General features: G+C 44.0%; 20 protein-coding genes, 1 rRNA gene and 1 other RNA gene. 5 read left to right on the forward strand and 17 right to left on the reverse strand.

The genetic code is table 11. From position 1 onward, the window contains the following. From LEP1GSC058_RS00005 to LEP1GSC058_RS00030, 6 genes are all read right to left on the reverse strand, one after another. Positions 1-393, reverse strand: a 16S ribosomal RNA gene (locus LEP1GSC058_RS00005); the annotation flags it as partial. Between the two features lie 534 nt (positions 394-927). Next, positions 928-2,271 carry a hypothetical protein gene (locus tag LEP1GSC058_RS00010; protein WP_016547666.1) on the reverse strand — a complete coding sequence of 448 codons (1,344 nt, stop codon included), beginning with the start codon at positions 2,269-2,271 and terminating at the stop codon, positions 928-930. 12 nt (positions 2,272-2,283) lie between these two features. Next, positions 2,284-3,027 carry a hypothetical protein gene (locus LEP1GSC058_RS00015; RefSeq protein WP_232224577.1) on the reverse strand — a complete coding sequence of 248 codons (744 nt, stop codon included), beginning with the start codon at positions 3,025-3,027 and terminating at the stop codon, positions 2,284-2,286. Beyond that, a complete protein-coding gene (locus LEP1GSC058_RS00020) occupies positions 3,024-3,974 on the reverse strand; it encodes a fused MFS/spermidine synthase (protein ID WP_016547729.1) in 951 nt (316 codons plus the stop codon). Before LEP1GSC058_RS00020 ends, LEP1GSC058_RS00015 begins: the two co-directional genes overlap by 4 nt. Before the next feature lie 23 nt (positions 3,975-3,997). Next, positions 3,998-4,414, reverse strand: coding sequence for an adenosylmethionine decarboxylase (speD, locus tag LEP1GSC058_RS00025; protein ID WP_016547478.1), 417 nt, complete (start codon positions 4,412-4,414; stop codon positions 3,998-4,000). A gap of 123 nt (positions 4,415-4,537) precedes the next feature. Next, positions 4,538-4,933, reverse strand: coding sequence for a hypothetical protein (locus LEP1GSC058_RS00030; RefSeq protein ID WP_039947770.1), 396 nt, complete (start codon positions 4,931-4,933; stop codon positions 4,538-4,540). Between the two features lie 227 nt (positions 4,934-5,160). Here LEP1GSC058_RS00030 and LEP1GSC058_RS00040 point away from each other — a divergent pair, with 227 nt between their 5' ends. Next, a complete protein-coding gene (locus tag LEP1GSC058_RS00040; RefSeq protein ID WP_016547724.1) occupies positions 5,161-6,162 on the forward strand; it encodes a patatin-like phospholipase family protein in 1,002 nt (333 codons plus the stop codon). 7 nt (positions 6,163-6,169) lie between these two features. Here LEP1GSC058_RS00040 and LEP1GSC058_RS00045 read toward each other — a convergent pair whose 3' ends face one another. Both LEP1GSC058_RS00045 and LEP1GSC058_RS00050 read right to left on the reverse strand, forming a co-directional pair. Next, entirely contained in the window at positions 6,170-7,000 is an 831-nt protein-coding gene (locus tag LEP1GSC058_RS00045; protein WP_016547602.1) for a hypothetical protein, read from the reverse strand. Positions 7,001-7,169: 169 nt separating this feature from the next. After that, the gene (locus LEP1GSC058_RS00050) at positions 7,170-7,733 is read right to left on the reverse strand and encodes a SelL-related redox protein (protein ID WP_039947772.1); all 564 of its coding nucleotides are present in this window, start codon (positions 7,731-7,733) and stop codon (positions 7,170-7,172) included. Between the two features lie 81 nt (positions 7,734-7,814). Between LEP1GSC058_RS00050 and LEP1GSC058_RS00055 the strand changes: the two genes are divergently transcribed. Then, positions 7,815-8,528: a TerC family protein gene (locus LEP1GSC058_RS00055; RefSeq protein ID WP_039947828.1), complete on the forward strand. Its 714-nt coding sequence runs from the start codon at positions 7,815-7,817 to the stop codon at positions 8,526-8,528. Here LEP1GSC058_RS00055 and LEP1GSC058_RS00060 read toward each other — a convergent pair. The 5 genes from LEP1GSC058_RS00060 to rnpB all read right to left on the reverse strand — a co-directional run bounded on the left by LEP1GSC058_RS00060 (position 8,488) and on the right by rnpB (position 12,829). Continuing rightward, positions 8,488-9,939 carry an acyl-CoA--6-aminopenicillanic acid acyltransferase gene (locus tag LEP1GSC058_RS00060; protein ID WP_016547649.1) on the reverse strand — a complete coding sequence of 484 codons (1,452 nt, stop codon included), beginning with the start codon at positions 9,937-9,939 and terminating at the stop codon, positions 8,488-8,490. The genes LEP1GSC058_RS00055 and LEP1GSC058_RS00060 overlap by 41 nt on opposite strands. A gap of 73 nt (positions 9,940-10,012) precedes the next feature. Beyond that, positions 10,013-11,338, reverse strand: a complete 1,326-nt coding sequence (locus tag LEP1GSC058_RS00065; protein ID WP_016547487.1) for a PP2C family protein-serine/threonine phosphatase — start codon at positions 11,336-11,338, stop codon at positions 10,013-10,015. Then, complete coding sequence (locus LEP1GSC058_RS00070) at positions 11,298-11,723, reverse strand: acyl-CoA thioesterase (RefSeq protein ID WP_039947773.1); 426 nt, start codon at positions 11,721-11,723, stop codon at positions 11,298-11,300. The genes LEP1GSC058_RS00065 and LEP1GSC058_RS00070 overlap by 41 nt, the downstream gene beginning before the upstream one ends. A 26-nt stretch (positions 11,724-11,749) precedes the next feature. Further along, complete coding sequence (locus tag LEP1GSC058_RS00075; RefSeq protein WP_156860620.1) at positions 11,750-12,016, reverse strand: hypothetical protein; 267 nt, start codon at positions 12,014-12,016, stop codon at positions 11,750-11,752. A gap of 387 nt (positions 12,017-12,403) precedes the next feature. Next, an RNA gene (gene rnpB / locus LEP1GSC058_RS19765) (RNase P RNA component class A) lies at positions 12,404-12,829 on the reverse strand. Between the two features lie 319 nt (positions 12,830-13,148). Between rnpB and LEP1GSC058_RS00085 the strand changes: the two genes are divergently transcribed. The 3 genes from LEP1GSC058_RS00085 (at position 13,149) to LEP1GSC058_RS00095 (ending at position 15,082) form a co-directional block, all read left to right on the forward strand. Then, on the forward strand, positions 13,149-13,625 hold the full coding sequence (locus LEP1GSC058_RS00085; protein ID WP_016547522.1) for a tetratricopeptide repeat protein: 477 nt from the start codon (positions 13,149-13,151) through the stop codon (positions 13,623-13,625). 231 nt (positions 13,626-13,856) lie between these two features. Continuing rightward, on the forward strand, positions 13,857-14,144 hold the full coding sequence (gene hpf / locus LEP1GSC058_RS00090) for a ribosome hibernation-promoting factor, HPF/YfiA family (RefSeq protein ID WP_039947830.1): 288 nt from the start codon (positions 13,857-13,859) through the stop codon (positions 14,142-14,144). Then, positions 14,144-15,082 carry a hypothetical protein gene (locus LEP1GSC058_RS00095; protein ID WP_016547669.1) on the forward strand — a complete coding sequence of 313 codons (939 nt, stop codon included), beginning with the start codon at positions 14,144-14,146 and terminating at the stop codon, positions 15,080-15,082. Before hpf ends, LEP1GSC058_RS00095 begins: the two co-directional genes overlap by 1 nt. A gap of 82 nt (positions 15,083-15,164) precedes the next feature. Here LEP1GSC058_RS00095 and LEP1GSC058_RS00100 read toward each other — a convergent pair whose 3' ends face one another. From LEP1GSC058_RS00100 to LEP1GSC058_RS00115, 4 genes are all read right to left on the reverse strand, one after another. Next, positions 15,165-15,743: an LIMLP_12425 family protein gene (locus LEP1GSC058_RS00100; RefSeq protein WP_016547511.1), complete on the reverse strand. Its 579-nt coding sequence runs from the start codon at positions 15,741-15,743 to the stop codon at positions 15,165-15,167. 6 nt (positions 15,744-15,749) lie between these two features. Further along, positions 15,750-16,352 carry an RNA polymerase sigma factor gene (locus LEP1GSC058_RS00105; protein WP_016547571.1) on the reverse strand — a complete coding sequence of 201 codons (603 nt, stop codon included), beginning with the start codon at positions 16,350-16,352 and terminating at the stop codon, positions 15,750-15,752. A 107-nt stretch (positions 16,353-16,459) separates the two neighbouring features. Further along, the gene (locus LEP1GSC058_RS00110; protein ID WP_198014365.1) at positions 16,460-16,816 is read right to left on the reverse strand and encodes a PilZ domain-containing protein; all 357 of its coding nucleotides are present in this window, start codon (positions 16,814-16,816) and stop codon (positions 16,460-16,462) included. A gap of 52 nt (positions 16,817-16,868) precedes the next feature. After that, positions 16,869-18,329 (reverse strand): MBOAT family O-acyltransferase, encoded by a 1,461-nt coding sequence (locus LEP1GSC058_RS00115; protein WP_016547732.1) that lies wholly within the window; start codon positions 18,327-18,329, stop codon positions 16,869-16,871. Positions 18,330-18,366: the final 37 nt, after the last annotated feature.

The following is an 18,366-nucleotide window of genomic DNA, read 5'->3' on the forward strand; positions in this document are numbered from 1 at the left end:
TTCACGCGGCGTCGCTGCTTCAGGGTTTCCCCCATTGAGCAAGATTCTTAACTGCTGCCTCCCGTAGGAGTATGGACCGTGTCTCAGTTCCATTGTGGCCGGACACCCTCTCAGGCCGGCTACCGATCGTCGCCTTGGTGAGCCATTACCTCACCAACTAGCTAATCGGCCGCGGGCTCATCTCCAAGCAATAAATCTTTACCTATCAAATCTTGTGATCCAACAGGACTATCCGGTATTAGCTTTCCTTTCGGAAAGTTATCCCAGACTCGGAGGAAGATTACCCACGTGTTACTCACCCGTTCGCCGCTAGGTATTGCTACCCCGCTCGACTTGCATGTTTAAGACGCGCCGCCAGCGTTAGTTCTGAGCCAGGATCAAACTCTCCGTGTTGATATCACCCTTGCGGGCAATATTAAATTAGAGCGTCTATCTGGTGACCGGGTATCAAACCGGTCTATTCCGGAACTGAAAACCTTATTTCAGGTTTCGCTGGAATTGTGTTTTTTCGGGTTCAGAATGATTCAGGTCGAATCATCCTAAATGCGATCAATCTCTTTCAAGATCAATCGCGGGTCACGCTACTCTATTCGTTTTCAAAGAACTTCTACTTCCCTCAAGCACTCTCCCTCTCGGGCGCCTCTCTCAGGTGCGTTATCCACAATAATTACGTCTCCACACCGGTCAATACCTTTTTATATTTTTTAACCAACAACCACGCTGAAATTCTACGTAAATAGTGAAAATTATTCTGATTAAATGTAAGTCTCGCTGTGACTATTATTTATCCATTACGGCCGTCCACACGCGTCTCGAACGCCTTGGATTGCTAATGTATAATAAAATAATAATATTCTATCGGAATTTTTCCTAGGATTCAGGGGGCCAAACTTGCGAATCGACGACTAATTCGTCGATTGGCGGAAGCTATAAATATTTTGTATAACCTATCGAGAAGTAGTAGATCGCTCGAACAATAGATTGACTCTGATAGGAATCTATGATCACTTTCTGAGCGATCGGATCATGAACGTTATTATAGACGGCTTGCTTAAAGGCGTTATTATACATCCCGTATTGTTTGGACGGGTCGACCGTAAGCCCATCCTCATTTTGATAACGGCCTCTAATATTATCGAAATAGTAACTGTTGTCGTAAATCTCCAAATCCGGTCGGTAAGCGACATTCGCCGAAAGAAAAAAAGACCCGATCGAATATTTCGCCGTAGTGGTTATATCCGAAAATCCGGATCGATTATCCGCAGGATTATTCCTGATGATGTATCCGATCGAAGTTGAAAGAGAAAGCTTCATCGATTCGCGAAACTTAAATTCATGACTTAATTCGAATGGAATATACCCCCAACCTTTGTTAATTCCAGTCGTTGCCGAAAGATTATCGGGGTCGGTCGTTTTATAAAAGGAAAGTTTCGGATTTAAAAATTTAGCGACCGGAATTTCCCAATTCACAAAGAATTGCGTCCAGGAAAATCGATCTTTCGCGAGAAACGTATTATAGGAAAAGAACCCTACGTTTATATTTCCGAATTTCGATTTGCTAAGCTCATAAGTGACCTCGATTTCCCCTCCGTTATCCCACTTTAGGCCGTTATCCTCCTTATAAGGATGAACATACCTTGGGTCGAAAGGAAGCTGCCCTTGCATTAACGCAGGTTGATAATAACCTAACAGCTCAGGTCCTCCGGGACCGTTTTGCAAAAACCTTTGATCCGAATCGCGATTTCCCAGGTGGTTTAGGAACAAGTTAAACCAAAATTCAACGGTAAGCCGATCCGTTACGGGAATTTCGATCGAAGGTTGAAAGGTATAAGCCGGCAAGAACGATTTGTAAGCGATGTTATCCCTTTGACTGATGGATTCGCTCCCGAACGTATTCCCTCTAAAAACAAAGTCAGTGGCAAATTCTACGTTAACTTCGATCTTATCATCTTCTTCGTCGTCTTCTTCCTTGTCCGATTGTTTCGCAAGGAGAGGAGGATGATTCTCTTCTTCGTCGTCATCGCCCTCTTGCTCTTCCGCAGCTTTGGCATCGAGCTTCGTTTGTTTCTTTATGTCCTTACCATTCGAACCCGGGTTGGCCTTTCCGTTTTGAACCTTTTGAGCTGAACTCGGTTTTTCCCGTTTTGAATTTTTGGGACCGAAAGGAGAAGAGGAGTTTTGTGCGGTCAGCACGTATAATGCGGAAGTCACGCAAAAAAAAAGTAAGACGAACGCAACTTTTGCACGAGACCTATGTGAACAAAGTTGCATTCGATACCTTATTTAAGTATGTAGGTAGTCCATTATCCCTATCACTAGTTCTAGAAGGATGAGAACTACGATCATGTATTCGGCGAGCATTTCCCAGAATAAAAACTTCTTTTCGGAAACTCTTTCCAAAAGTAGTTCCAAAGCTTCCTGGATGGATTCCCAAGATCCCATCAAGGATTCCAACTCTTCTACGGTCGGTCCTTGCTTTCCCGCTCCGAATTCTCGTAACTCTTTCCAGTTTGTGTTGAATGGTTCCGTAAGTAAAGAACAAGTTGATTCTAACTTAACAAGTAACGTTAGACTGCGGTCATGTTTTTCCCGAATTTCGTCCGCGGTTAGTAATTGTAACGTGGTCACTTTAGAATATTTCGATAAACTTCGAACCACCCACTCTTTGGACTGCTCCAAAAAAGAACCTGCATTTTCAAAAAAAGCGATAAGCGCGGCCCTAGCCGCAAAAAGGGTGGTCGTTTCCTTTTGTCGCGAATTTCCTCTTTCTTTATCTAATCGAATCCATCTGGACATCTCGGCGATCGAATATCCGTAACCGCTTTTTTTAAGCCAGTCTTCGACAAAAAGAATATCGCCTTCCTCGCCCGAGCCATTCCCTTCAATCACAACGCAATCAAAAGGAAAGCCGAGAGTCCATGCCCGTTTTGTTGGAGATGAAATGGAGCCGATTCCAGCAGGTAGCCCGGAGTCGGTTTTGCTTCGAGATAAGAAATACACCCTAAAGAGCATTTGGCTCTGGGTCACTTTTTATCCCCCTTTCTGAATTCTCTGTCTCTAGGAAAGAATTTTAAAGGCTGTCCGTCTTCCAAGATGGAACCGTCCAGAGTTAGATATTTACGTAGATCCTTTGATAAGGAAAAAATTCCCTTATAAGTAATTTCGTCGAACGCAAATAGTTTCGAAGGTAGATTTCTTTTTTCCAGTTTTTGTACCAAAACTTCGGTGGAAAGAATCGGATTTCCCGTATTGGAAGCGATGATAAATCCCCAAGTTGAAGTAAATGATGGAACATATATACTATAACTTTCCACGGATGAGAAAGATTGGCGAATCGTTCTCCGTAGAGTAGCATGCTGTTCCCATACCGAAGGCGAAAGTTCCAGCGCTTGGAGAGCCAGATATCCGTCCTTATTTAATTTCTTAGCGCAAAGTGCATAGAATTCACGGGTATACAATCGGATCGCAGGTCCGTCCAAAAGAATGTCGGTGATGTCCGTGATGATAACGTCGAAAGTTTCATTCGTTTCTTCCAGATACTTCCGGCCATCCATATGCAATAACTTTGTACGCGAATCGGAAAACGCTGCCGAATTCCAATCCGGTAGTTTGTCTTTGCAAAAATCCACGAATTGCCCGTCAATATCCACCATTACAGCCAATTCTACGCTCGGGTGTTTAAGAACTTCCCGAAGAGTCGCTCCTTCGCCGCCCCCCAAAATCAGAACTTTCTTAGGTTCGGGATGAGCTAACATCGCCGGCTGAACCAAGCACTCATGAAACAAATGCTCGTCAGCCTCGGCAGATTGTACCGCTCCATCCAGCACCATTGTTCTTCCAAAAGCAGTAAGATTGTGCAGCTCAACTTGTTGGAACTCCGTCCGGAAGCTCGTTGAGTTCTTCTCTTTTAAGAACTGGTGCATTTCTCGATAGTCTACCTGCTCGGTAAACCACGACTTTGTAGTCGAATCCATTTTACTTTCCTTTAGCCTCTGTCTTAGGCAGAGCGCTCCTCATAACGATTGATTACCTTTGTAGGTTTCCATAAATTTTGCAGATAAGCGCCGAAAGGAATCACATCGATCGTTTTACCGCAAGTAAATATATCTAAAAAGCAGGAGTTGAATTCTGGATACGTGTGGATACTTGCATGCGATTCCGAAAGCAAGAATAGAATCGTTACTCCGTGCGGGTCAAACCGATGTTCCACCTTATTCAGAATCGTAGCTCCGATCGAAACGATCGCTTCTTCCATATCCTTAGCAATCTGCTCGGCATCGTCTAAATCGATTTGGCATCCGACAAAATCGGTCATTAAATGCCTTCCGTAAAATTCGTATCCGAGTTCCTTTTCTAGCTCCATTTTACCATTTTCGATTGGCTTTACCAGATCTTTAGTATGAATAATTGACATAAAAATAATATTTCCTCTTTTTCTAACAAAGAAGTAGAGCGGCGTAGTACACCCGCACCCTTCCATCCGCCGAATCCGGGTATATAGTTTTTTCCCAAATTCGAAACTGATCAATGTTCTAGGTTAAGTTGATATTGGAGGCGGGAGTGAGAGAAGAATATAGAGTAGAAGAGGGAAGATTTTTAATCCTCCCGAGATATCGATAAAAAAGCTAGTCGATCCGGATTGGACTAATCGGAAACCGTGGAGAGGTAGATATTCCCCCTCGGATTCACTTTTGGTTTGAGCTTCGAAATAAGACCCGGTGTAAAGGCCTTCCCGCTCATGAACATTATGCCTTTGCGTCTTTAGAATTAAAACTTCTCGGCTAACCCCGGACCAATCGCCATCCAAGATATCGATCGTATCTATTACGGCGTCCATCGCAAGGCAATACAGCAGGGTACTCAGAATCGCAGATTGGAAAATCTTAAATCTTCCCCCATTCCGTTCCCCAGTATTTACAACGGCGAATTGCATATGCTTCTTAGACGATTGTTAGGAAGAATCCCTAAGTCAATTCTTAAAAGAATAAATTCCCACTTTTTGCACACTAATTATGCCATTTGTGTTACTTACGAACAAGAAAATGGGACATATAAGGTTGCAAAAAAGAGGGGAAATTGTCGAAAAATCGATACGAGTTTTGAACGAAGTGCCGCGCATCCTGCTTGCGAAACCGGCTCTTCCTCAAATCATAGAATTCAATGAGTTCTTATTTTTCGCCCGGGAAATTTGATAAATCCACAGGTTCAAACGGCCTTCCCCACGCAAAAAAACAGTCTAGAGCCCTGGTAGTTGCAGGGGGCGGTATGAAAGGATCGTTCGCAGGGGGAGCCTTATACGCCTTAAATCAGTATGTACCCTCGACATTCTTCGATTTAATCGTAGGAGTGTCATCGGGATCCTGTGCGGCAGCCTATTATACTACCGGTTACGAGGCGGGCCAAGAAGAAAGTCTCCGAATTCTGGATATTTGGAGAAAAGAATTAGTTGGAAATAAGCTCATCAACCTACTGAACCCGTTTAAAGGTAAAACAATTCTGGATCAGGAATATTTGATCGATTATTTATTCGGCGCCAAGTATCGCCTTCCTTCCGAATATCTGGAGAAAAAAGAGACAACTCCTTTCTACGTCGTCGTAACCAATTTAGCTAAAATCAGGGCCGAATATGTCCGAGCTACGACTTCGAATGTATTGAACTTATTGAAAGCCGCCACCTCCCTGCCGATCGCCACCCGAGGAAAATGGAAATTGGAGGAGGAATACTTCGGAGACGGAGGTATTTCCGATCCGATTCCCTTAGAGAAAGTAATCGAAGCCGGCTATAAGGATATAACGGTCGTGCTGAATTCTCCGAAAGAAGATCTCTCGGATCCGATTCCTAACTTCCAAGGATGGCTTTCGTATCCGTCGGATAAAAAACTCTATCATATGATTACGAAGGTCCACCACACGATGTACAATCGCGCGGTGAAAATCATGCAATCGCCGCCTAAGGGAATTAAGATTCGAGTCATTGCCCCGAAGATCTCCGAGTTAAGCATGGTGAGCACGAGTGCAAGATTATTAAATCGCTCCGTTACCCGAGGAATGGAAGCCGGCCATCGAGCCGTTACCAATCTGCTCGCAGAACTTTCATCCTTACGAAATAAATCCAAAATTTTTCAAAAACTTTGGATACCGACCGTCAAACCGGACCTATGACCGATCGCTACGCAACTTTGGAAATTCCGATCTCCTTCCAATAACCGCGCTCCCGAATCGTTCGAATCGCATCGTAATAAATTCGGCGAACACTATGTTCGCTAAAACTCAAATAAGCGCTAATTCGCCGAAAACTTTTTTCGTCGCTGATGCGATCCATTTTTCCGAGTCGATCATTCTTCCTTTGCCTCCATTTAGTTACTTCATCTTGATCGGCCGAGTGGATCCGTCCAAAAAGTACCAATAACTGATCCGAAATCGCTTTCCTCCTCAGTCTTTGAGTTCTGATCTCCTCTTCATCCTCCCTTAAATATGTCCGAAGCTCGAAGTCTATCAGATCCAACCTGGATCTTAATAACCGGATATCCCTCAAGTTTAATCGAATTTGATGCCTCATCTTTACGATCAGGCATGCTATCGGAGAAAGTTCGGACAAAGTTTTCCGTACCAGAGCGCTGACGTTTTCCTCTTCCAAAACGATCTTCCCTTCGAAGTCGTCGCCTTCATCATATCCGCGCTCTTCGGATATCAGGATTAACTTCTCTCGTCTTCCTTTGGAAATTTCCTTTTTCCTTTGATTTAAAATCAAATTCTTAATGAAAACCGTTAGGTACGCCGGGAAATTACTATAGTTTCTTGTTTGAAAAATCTCCAAACATCGATCCGCATTTTGGATCAGATGTAAAGTCACTTCGGAACTAGCATCCTCGTCCAATTGAAATCGACCTAGGCAAATCTCCCTAACCCATACCCAGGCTTCTTTCAGAAACGCGTCCTTCCTGCCCGTATTAAAATATTCTTGAACTGATAAGTTTAATCTTTGATCTCGATTCAGCATGAACTCATTCAAAAGAACCGAAGATTTTTATCCAGCAATTCAGAAATGCGGAGTGTGCACGTTATCCGCCATTCCTTAGCTAACGCGTAATTTTCCGATTTTTTTCTCGGCTGAAGAACTCGCACGACTACTCCGATGCGCTTCAAATCGGTTCGCAAAAGAAAAAATCTTATGCGGGAAGAATTCCCGGATCAAAATCCTCCGAAGGAATCGGAGTGCAACCCGGTAATTTTGTCCAATCCGGATGATCTCCTATATGACGATACGTATGCTTCCAAAGGATCCTATCTTTTAAAACGAGAAAGGCGCCCGGCATTTGTAATAAGTGCTGCCCCTGCACTCCGTAAAAATTCCCTTTTGTAACGGCACGCAATGCACTGACCCAAACCTCCGGTCCTGCGAGTTCGAGAAATCCCCCGTCATGAAGTTCGGCCAATCGGAAAAGAATCGTTTTCGGATCAGCAATCGCGCTCGCTTCGGGCCAAAATCGTTGAAAGAATTCCTCCCCGTCGCGGGCCATATCGGGATAAATGAATAACACAGGAGGAAAAGCCGGCATCGATTCCGCCATTAATCTCAGATCGGCTACTGTTTCCCTGCAAAAAATACAACCAAGGTGGCGAAGAAAGATTAATAAACTGGGTTTAGCCGGAAGATTTTCTCCCAGAACGGTTCCGACCAATCGCCGACCTTCTACCGGATGAGACAAAAATTCTTTCGGAAGGAATTTCATTTTGCACGACCAAAATCAGCCATTTCCGTGCTGTCGGAAATCGATTGTATTTCTAGGTTTCTATACAATTTTCTTCTCCGAATGGAATCACAAATATTAGACTCTCTCATAGCCTTGTTTTCTCTCACTGCTATGGAAGTCGTTCTCGGAATCGATAATATCGTTTTCCTATCCATCATCGTGGGCAAACTACCGAAAAATCGCCGGGCACAAGGTCGGAGCGTCGGATTGATAGCCGCGCTTGGATTAAGAATCGTTCTATTATTCGCAGTTAGCTGGTTGGCAAATCTTACGAATGAATTAATTGCTATCTCCAACTTTAGCGTTTCCGGAAGAGATTTAATCATGTTATCGGGAGGCCTTTTCTTAATCGCCAAAAGCACAAGCGAGATCCACCATAAGATCGAACTAGGAGAAAAAAGTTCCCAGTCGGAGCCGAAAAAAGCATCTTTTGCGAATGTGGTAACACAGATAATAATACTAGATATCATCTTTTCAGTCGATTCCATTATCACTGCCGTCGGTCTATCCGGAGATTTTTATATAATGGTAATCGCAGTAATACTTTCATTAGTTATCATGTTGATTTTTTCGGGAACGGTTAGCGATTTTATAAATAATCACCCTACCATGAAAATTTTGGCCTTATCATTTCTGATAATGATCGGAGTCATGTTATTTGCCGATGGACTTCATTTTCATATCCCCAAGGGTTACATCTACTTCGCAATGGCATTCTCACTTTTGGTGGAATTCATAAATATGCGGGCTCGAAAGGTAGATCCTTCCCAGTAAGCACCGAATCGGTAATTCTGGCTTTTTTATTCCATAAAAACCAACTAACTCTGTAAAGAGGATCGAACCATGGACGCGCGAAGAGCCTTCCCTTAACGGCCAATTCGGCGACCTGCATTCTCCATTTTTGATACGACCGTACGGCTCCGACGATCGCATCCTCCGATAAAGTATCCAAAGATGCACCCTTCCCTTTTTTAGAGAGAATGCTTTGGCTTTTTCTCAAAAGGGATTCCTGCACATCTTTTAATTCCGCTCCGAAAACGGAAATGGCGTCCGAATAATTTCTGAGACAAAGTCTATACAAAGTTTCGTGACTCCACCAAAGCGAAGTATCAGGGGTAGCGCCGGGTTGAACGATCGTACCTTCTAATGCCGCCTTTCCAGGAATGGAGAAAGGGAGAAAAATGGAAATCGCCGGAATGGATGCCCCTGTCGCCCAAAACTGGGAACGTTCGGAGTCGGCATCGATTTCCGCGACAAAGGATCCGTTCGTTTGATTCGGAGCAATAAATCCCGTCGCGTGCAAGCATACTGAACCCATCCCGGAGTTAGCCGGGGAAAATCCGGAATCCTTAGGTGGAAAACCGCCAGGTCCACCACCTACTTTCGATTTTGGGCCCCCTTGCCCTTCTAATCGCAGTATTTCCATCGCTCTGCGGACGCTCATTTTCTCACCGACGGAGTTTCCTTCTCGCATAGTTATGCCCCTTCGTACTTTACATTTACTGAATGTAGTGTAAAAGGAATCCGAGAAGGATTCTCGAAAAGAAAAAGTCGCCCCTTTTGCAAGCCAGCCTTGACTACGCGCATAATCGATCGCGTCGGAATGTAAATCATCGTAATCGGATTCCAACGTTAATCCGTTGGAAATGGAGTAGAATCCTTTAATTTTTTTCCACGCCCAAAAACGTCCCGCCGTTTCCAGGACGTATGCTTCTTTGGCGTCGGCGATAATAAAGCTATTATGATAAAAGAATTTCTTATTTAAATATCCGCCGCACGCGTCTTGGCCGAATTGCTCGATAAGATCGACGATTAATTCAAGAGCATCCTTGGAATTCTGAGATCGCTCCAGTGCGACGCGAATCATATCCATTCCGGTAAGACCTTTATTCTTTCCCTCTATGCGGATCTTCGTAAAAACGGCTTCATTACCGATGACGACTCCTTTTGAATTGGCGCCCATTTCGGCTCCCCACATATGAAAGGGTTTAGAAACCAATATTTCATAGGTCTCCTTTACCTGAGGAATATCGCGATAAGTGATTCTGACCGTATGTGAGGAATTTTTTCTCGCCGGGTAGCGAACCAGACATTGTGCCTCATTCGGCTCCCTGTCCGAATTCTTTCCGAAAATCATTTTCCCGGAAGCCGTAATATCCGGAGTAGCGACAAATGTATCACACATAGGCCGGAATCTTACTCGGTTTCGGAGTTAGGGCAAGCGGTTTTTAATTCTAAGTTCCCGTTGGTTTATAGATCTAAACCACTTCGATAAGAAGCATGGTCATATCGTCCAGCATAGCTGACCGATGAAGAGAAGCGATATCCTCGCCTAACTCGTTCAACAATTGCTTCCCTCGCATCGCAGAATTCTTTTTAACTAAAGAAACGAACGCGTCGTAGCCGAAAAATTCTCGTCCCTCCCCGAAGAATTCAAATAAGCCGTCCGAAAAGAGGAGAATGCGATCTCCCGATTTTAAGATCCTACTATAATCTTTATTTCGAAGTTGCGGTAAGGCCAACAAAACCGTTCCCCGCCCTTCCAACTGAGAGACATTTCCGTTATCTTCGATCAGTACCGCCGGATGATGTCCCGCATAAGCGTAAACTAGCTCTTTCGTTTCAGGATCCAACCGCAGATACACTGCTGTTATAAAAAAACCGCCGATCATAGTCATTAGAGATTCGTGAATTAGGGATAATGCTCTGGCAGGCGAATCCGTTTGAGGAGCTGTCATCTTAAATGCCATGACCGCCATAGCCGAGACCATCGCCGCGGAAATTCCATGGCCGGCAGCGTCCGCAAAAAAGAAATTCAATTTTCCATCCGCGCCGGCCTCAGATTTTATCAAATCACCGCCTACGCTTACTAAGGGTCTAAAGTAGGAATGAATTCTAAAGGAGCCGGTTTCCGGAAATTCCAAATCTACCAAACTTTTTTGAGTCGATTGTGCGAGTTGGAGTTCCTCCTCTATATTCGCCTGGAATTTCTCCAATTGTGCGTCTGCCTGTACCAGCGTATCGAATGTCTTGAGTCGAAATCCCAATATAAGAACCGCCAAGATGGAAGAGGATAGAATTCCAAAATAATACATTCCGACTTCGATTCTAGGATTAACGCAGTTAATCCCCACAAAAATAGCAACCGAAAGAAAAACCAATAGATAAGGGATGAGTAACTTTCTGTTATTAAACGAAACTCCTGCGCTTAGGCTTACTAAAATCAATCCGAACAAATAGCCTAGATAGAGACCGTTCGAATATAAAAGATAATAGGAATGGATACTCATTAATCCGAAGTGAAACAGCAGAATATATTCGCTGATATTTCGAAACGTGCGTATCCAATAGCTGCAAAAAAAGGAAAGTATTATCAGCGAAACGTGAAGGATCCTAATCCAGCGGGGGTCATTTAATCCGTTTTGTGAAGGATCGCCGAATAGTAATCCGAATCCGGCAAAAAAGGCGAATAAGGAAAGTGCAAAGCGAAATCTAGAAAGAGATTCTTGATATAGAAATCCCTTTAAACCGGTTAACGCGAGCTCATCCTCCCGCTTGTTGAAAAAAATGCTCCTTGTAGACATCAGGAATCGCTGTTGGCCGTCCGGTTAAGAAGTTAAACCATAGAAAATCCGCATGACCCGTCAAGACGCATTCCCCTGCCGCATTCCACATCGTACAGAGCATTGAAAAGGAACGATTTCCCGCGGATTCCACTTTTATCGTTATTTCAATCGTTTCGGGAAAACGAACCTGCTTGCGATAATCCATCTCGATGTGAGTTATCACCGGACCTCCCTCATTCGGCTTCTGGGGAGATTCCCAAAGCTTCCTTTCTTCGAAAAAAGAGGCGCGTGCAGTCTCAAAATACTTCGCATAAACCACGTTATTTACATGTCCGAAGGCATCCATATCCCCCCAGGCCACTTTTTGAAATAAGCTATACGGATATTTTTCAGGCTTAGACATATAGACCAAAAAACTTCGATTCCGGTTTAAGGAAAAGTGAATAATTCTTGAATCAGAAGAGTTAGATATGGTTTGAAATCAAAATCTTTCACGCGGACTGCGATCAAAAGAATACGAACATATTTAGAATTAAAGAAGTCGTCTGGCTGATCTAATTCTTTATAATCTTCGAATACCCATTTTCCGTATAACGGACCGTTAGCGAATTCTTCGTGTATTGTTATTATTGTCCCCGGAAACATATGGATGAATTCCATCGAAGGTGATCCCGTACGGTTTGGAAAATCTTGCATTCGGGCCTATGCCGCCTCCGTATCTCCCGGGTTACATATAACTCGCGATCTTGCAATAAAGACCGAAAAAGAAAACGATACCGATAGAAAATTTCCGCATAGAAATTATGAACCGTATCGGACGTGTTATTAGGGATAAAAAACAAAATTCAACAAGAGTAAAATACGGATCTATTGTTTCCGACTGCATACTCTCGGCAAAATCAAAGTATATACCAAGAAACGTTAAGTGAATCGCATCTAACGACTTACTGTGCCGAGAAAACAAGAAGAAAAGATCAATAAATTATGGAATAAAAAAGCTCTTTTTACGGATTTCTCGACCGATCAAGGGTTTACGCGAGCCTCTTCATTGTTCGCCCAAACCTGCACAATAAGGAAAATAAAAATAGGGGCCTGCCTATAAGCCGGATTCTGTATCGAAAGGCTTCTTTCGAAGCGCTCCGACGATGATCATTTATCTTGGTTCGACAGTTACCGATCAAACTCTTTGCTCCCTACCCACGACCTTGCGGAATCCGCAACTGACGGTCGCCTATTCGGGATTGCACCGGGGAGGGTTTACCTTGCCCATTCTTTCACAAGAATGGCGGTGGGCTCTTACCCCGCCGTTTCACCCTTACCTCAAACGAATTCGAGGCGGTCTATTCTCTGCTGCACTTTCCATACCCTTCCCTTCTTTCGAAAGAGAAGAATTCCGGGGATTACCCGGTCCCGCGATTCCATGGTGTCCGGACTTTCCTCACACTCTACCCAGGGAAGGCAGATAGCCATTCCATAGAGTAAGAGAAGCGCGACCATCCGGCAGGCCCCTAAAATCGATTCTCCCGGATGCGATTAATACGGCGAACTGTTTTCCCGCGCAGTTTCGGCGAATCTACCCGATTTTTAACGCATTCTTAATTCGCCCGCTCTGATCCCTAACGGCCTTGCCAATTGCGCTAATTTCCAGACGTGCTACGCTTTCTTCAGTTATGAAAGCATCTCAGTTCCTTCCAAAAGCAGCGTTACCGGCCAATCAAAAAAGGGTGCGGATTTTTAGAACAAACTCCCTTTTTTTCCAATTCACAACCAGAAGATGGCACAAGACTTGCACTATTATAGACGAACCCTCGGAAAAGGAGATAAAAAGATGAACAAAATTATTAAAATTGCCCTGGTTTTAAGCATCTCCACTGCTCTTTACGCAGATCCCGAGACCTCAACGGTCGAAGCTTCGCTCAAAAACTATGCTCCTGAGTCAGATATTCAGCTCGCTAACAAGCTTACTGCTCTCGGGAGCCTAAGACAGAAGACCCGAGACTATGAATCAGCAATCGCCTTTTACAATCAATCTTTAGCCGTTCGGACGAAAATCGGGGACACCGAAAGCCAAGGATTTGCATTGGTTCTCTATCTGAAGTCAATCTCAGAATTCCGCTTAGGTCGTTCTTGCCAAGCCTTGGAGAACATTAAAGAAGTAATCCAAATCTACCAAAAAATGGGAGACCTAGATTCCGCCCTCCAAGCAGAAGAAGAGGGCTTAAAAAAATACCAGGAGGCGTGTAGCCTGGCTTTCAAACAGCCAAGCCTAACGTTGAACAAGGAACTAGCTACTTCCAAAGATTAAATCATCCCATCTCTAGTTCTAACTTCCCTGGTCCGCCCCTTCCGGGGCGGGCGCTTTTTTTGATTTGACGAGGGGCTTTTGTCCCATACTTTTACTCCGAGTTTTCCGGGTGAGGAAGAATCCTCCCCGTTTTCCTGTCCAGATAAACCGCTCCCAAACGAATTCCGACTCAACTCGACGGATTCTTTAATACGTTTGGAAGTTTGCAAGACCGCGGAGGAATATACCAATATGAAAATCGTTTTTACTTGGAAGAATTTAGATCGTTCGGCAGCCGCAGAAGACTATGCAAGCAAGAAGCTGGAACGAATCGCAAAATATGTCCAGAAAGTTGTTTCGTTAGAAATATCGTTCGAACAAATCCACGGCGTGATAAACGCCAATTTGAACTTAGCGGCGGACGGAAACAAATTCAATGCCCATAAAGAGGACAAAGACATATACGCTTGCATCGACGGGCTTGAAGATAAAATTGTAAAGCAGGCAAGTAAGCACCACGACAAAAAAGCCGCTCATTGATGGATTCCGACAGGAAATACGAAGAAGCAATCAGACATTTATCAGAGGGGGAATTCGATCATGCCAAGAAGGTGTTCGATTTCCTCTTGGAAGCGGATCCGGAGAACCCCGATTTTGCGGCAGGGTTCTACGTCACATCTTACTGGGATCATCGAATCGACCGAATCCACCATTCTCGAGAAGGAAGAGAACGTGCCGCTCTTTTATTAGAATTTCTGAAAGAATTCGAAATCATATACGAAAAAAAAGCTTACCCTAAGTCCCTGGCCTACCTTTCCGCGAAAGATTCCATTCTAAAAGAATCGACGGACCAGTTGAGAATCGCTATGCGTAAAGAAGGACTCCAATCTTTACCCGCATCCACAATCTCGGAATTGGCATATCGTTTATTATTAGCCGGAGAAACGGAACTTGCGTCGGAAGTCTTACGCGATTCAGCCGGACTAGAACGATTTTCTCCGGAGCTACTCTTCTTTCGCGCTGAATGTACTTACTTATCCGGAAACGAATCCCAGGGCTTACTCTTATATCGAGAGGCTTTTTTAAAAGATGCTAGCGCCGTTCGATTGGATTGCATAAAAGCCGAGCCTATCTTACGAGCGATTGAAACTTTAAACGGTGATTTTTCGGATAAAAACGATCTTAAGGAAGCTATACCGGTATTCTGCCTTGAAACGGGAATTTTCAGGGATATTCGAAAACTTGGAGAAAAGGAGATCGAACAACTTCGATCGGAATTGAATTGTCTGAAGGATTCCCTCGCTCTTCGAAAAGGAAGCTACGAATTAAAAGTTAAATGTAGAATGATCCAGCTCTGTTGCGCTCTATTGGATTCTCGGACTTCGGCTTACTATGCGGAGACGGCCCAGGAAGCGAAGCGAATTCTGGACTCTCTGGATCCTAATTTTTACCAGAAACGTCTAGGTAGAACGAGATAGCGCTCTTCGGAATAAATTGTACAATAAAAAGCCCGAGTTCCCGGGCTTTTTTCGTTAGTCAGGAGTTCGAGAATTACAAATTTTATTTTGCTGCGGTCAATTCCATGATTGCCCGAATTTCTTCCGCCGTCCGCGAATCACCTTTTTCGATAAAATAAAGATGAAGAGATTCTAAAACCTTGCGGCTTTCAGGATTTTTAGCGACTTCCAACAAGCGAACGGAATCCGTATTTTGGCCGATTTTTGCCGATGAAGGTAAATCTATAAATTCTCGATCGTTACCCAAAGAAAGGGTTCCTGATCTTTCTGCGGAGAGAGTATTGGAAGGAGAAGAGAATCGGCCCACAGCGACGGCCAGGACCAATACGGCTAAGCTGGCAGTTAACGAATATTGAAATGAACGATTCCAGATCAAGTTGCGGGTGATTTTATCCCAGAGGTTCTCTTCGTCCACTTTGACATCCTTCAGCATATTCTGAAGGCGAACTTCAAAGTTATCCGGCAACCGAATTTGATTCAATTCCTTATCCCTTAGTTCCGATATGGCCCTCACGAGGGAGTTTTCTAAGCGAATCAATTCCTGATCTTCGTTTCCAAAAATGCCGGACAATATGCGCGTGGAACGCGTCCTTACGCGTATACTTTGAATTTCTTTTTCCATACCCTTCTACCTGAAATAACCCTCACCCTTTCCATCTTGCTGGATCAGGTGTTTAAGGAATTCTTTTGCCTTAAATAGACGACTCTTAACCGTTCCGATATTACAGCCAAGGACTTCTGCTATTTGTGAATAGGACATTTCCTCGAAATACCGGAGTTCGATCACTTCTTTATATATATCTTCGAGTTCGTTTATCTTTTTAATTAGATAGTCAGACTCGTCCGAAAGTTCTATTTTTTTTTCGAAGCCAAGTCGATTGTCAGTGACCTGAAATTCCGAATCGTCCATCGAGTTTTCTCGAGCTCTCTTTCTTTTTGCAAGTAAGTCCTTGGACTTATTCACGACGATCCGATAGAGCCAAGTGTAGACGCCGGATTCTGCCCGAAAATTCTTTATGGAACGATATCCTGAAATTAAGGCATCTTGAACGATATCTTCGGCATCGTCCCCGTCTTTGACCATCGAAACAGCCTTCCGATACAGACGTTCTCTATACGGTCCGGTCAGCTCGATGTAAGCCTTATCGTCGCCTTCTCGAATGAGTTTTAGGAGTTGGATTTCTTTTTCGCGGACGGTGAGCTTGCGATGGGGAGTTTCCTTTTCGACCATGAGAATCCTTTCCCGACATCGAAACCTTTTCCCTCCGGTCTTGCAATAAAAATAACCCCGAAAGTGCGGGGCAAATCAAAGTGAAACGAAAGAACGGAAAGGAATTTTTAGCCTTCCAAGGAAAGATTGATTAAGATTAGGGACTCGGTAAGTTCCATAGGAAATCGGAATCGAATTCCGTATAAGAATTTCTCCTTCGTCCCGATCTGTTTGCTGATGCACCAAACTACGTCGCCCAAAAATTCGAGCCGCTTCCCTGTCTTCCTTTCGATCACGGAACCTTCGATAGCAACGGTAGTCGGTAGGTCTTCACCGGGCATGAGAACGCATATCCCGGATTCGGAAATATTTCCCAGTTTACCCTCTAGGGTGATCAACCCGGATTCCACATGAACGATATATTCATCGAAATCTTTAGGATAAAATCGCGGACTTCTCGGTTTTTGACCCGGGTCATTCATCAATTAGGAAATCAAAATACGGCCAAAGTAACCATCTGTCCAGCGTTTTACTCGTTTAAAACTGGAAGTAGATAAACGGCACCTCGGCATCCGGACTCAGTAAGGCGAATAGTACAGCTCCGAAAGGATACATAGAAAATTCCAACCATGCCGGAATCTGAACCTTCTTCCCTTTTTCGAATATTAGCCAACCTAGATAATGTCCGACAATCACGCATAAGATGGCGGGCAGACCGAACTTGAACATATATGGCCGAAGTTCCCCGATTCGGTAGGAATACATTCCCGATATCATGATAAATGCCTTACTCAAAGTTTCCGACCGGAAGATGACCCCAAACGTAATTGCAACCAAGCTTGTATAGACGATTCGGATCGGAACAAACGCGTTATCCCAAGCGGGGCGAGGCGATAAATTCGGGAATAAGCGGGATTTCAAATCCTTTAACAAAGATTCGATCAATAGGAAACTGCCTTGGATGGATCCCCAAAGGACAAAAGTCCAATTGGCTCCGTGCCAAAACCCGGCTACAAACATCGTAAACCAAATATTGAATCGATGACGGAGAGCTCCGGCTCTGCTTCCGCCTAGAGAAATGTATACGTAATCTCGGAGCCAGCTGGATAGAGTGATATGCCATCTCCTCCAATGCTCGGTGACGCTTTGAGAGAGGTACGGCATGCGAAAGTTTTCCGGCAATTCGTATCCTAATAATAGCGCGCAGCTATACGCCATGTCCGTATAGCCGCTGAAATCGCAATAAACCTGAACCCAAAAAAGGAAGGCCGCGAGCCAAAGAGCTTCGGTGGAATACGATTCCGGACTCTTAAAAATCAAATCCGAAATTGGAGATATATTATCCGACAAAATTACCTTTTTAAAATATCCTAAAAAGAAATACCGTATTGCCTTTCTAAACGGAATGGACTCCAGCTTTTTTTCCGTTTCCAATTGAGGGAGAAACGTCTTAGCCGTAACGATCGGCCCGGCCACCAACTGCGGGAAAAAGGATACGAATAAGGCGAATCTTAAGAAGCTTTTTTCGGAAGGAATCGTACCTCGATAGACGTCGATCGTGTAACTCAGGGATTGAAACGTGTAAAACGAAACTCCGACGGGAAGAACGATTTTTAGAATCGGGAATATTTCGGTAAAACCGAGAACGATCAAGAGCTCGTTCAAACTTCCGCATAAAAAATTGTAATATTTGAAAAAGCCTAGAATGAACACCAAGTTCAACACTAAGCTTAAGGTGATCATCGATTTGCGGAACACAGGGTCGTTAGATTCGTGAATCTTATCCGCAAGCACGAAATCGATCACAGTGGAAAGAAGAATCAATCCTCCGAATCTCCAATCCCAGCTCATATAGAACGCATAGCTTGTGATTAATAGAAATACGTGGACGAAGAATTTGCGAATATGGTGATTCGGAAATAGGAACGGAAGAATATACCAGTGAACTAAGAATACGAAAGAAAAAAAGAGGAAAAATTCGAGCGTGGGGAAAAGCAAAATCCGTGCTCCCTTTTAAGTCAAAAACCCGATCTCA

The sequence above is a fragment of the Leptospira fainei serovar Hurstbridge str. BUT 6 genome, from assembly GCF_000306235.2.
Taxonomy (GTDB): domain Bacteria; phylum Spirochaetota; class Leptospiria; order Leptospirales; family Leptospiraceae; genus Leptospira_B; species Leptospira_B fainei.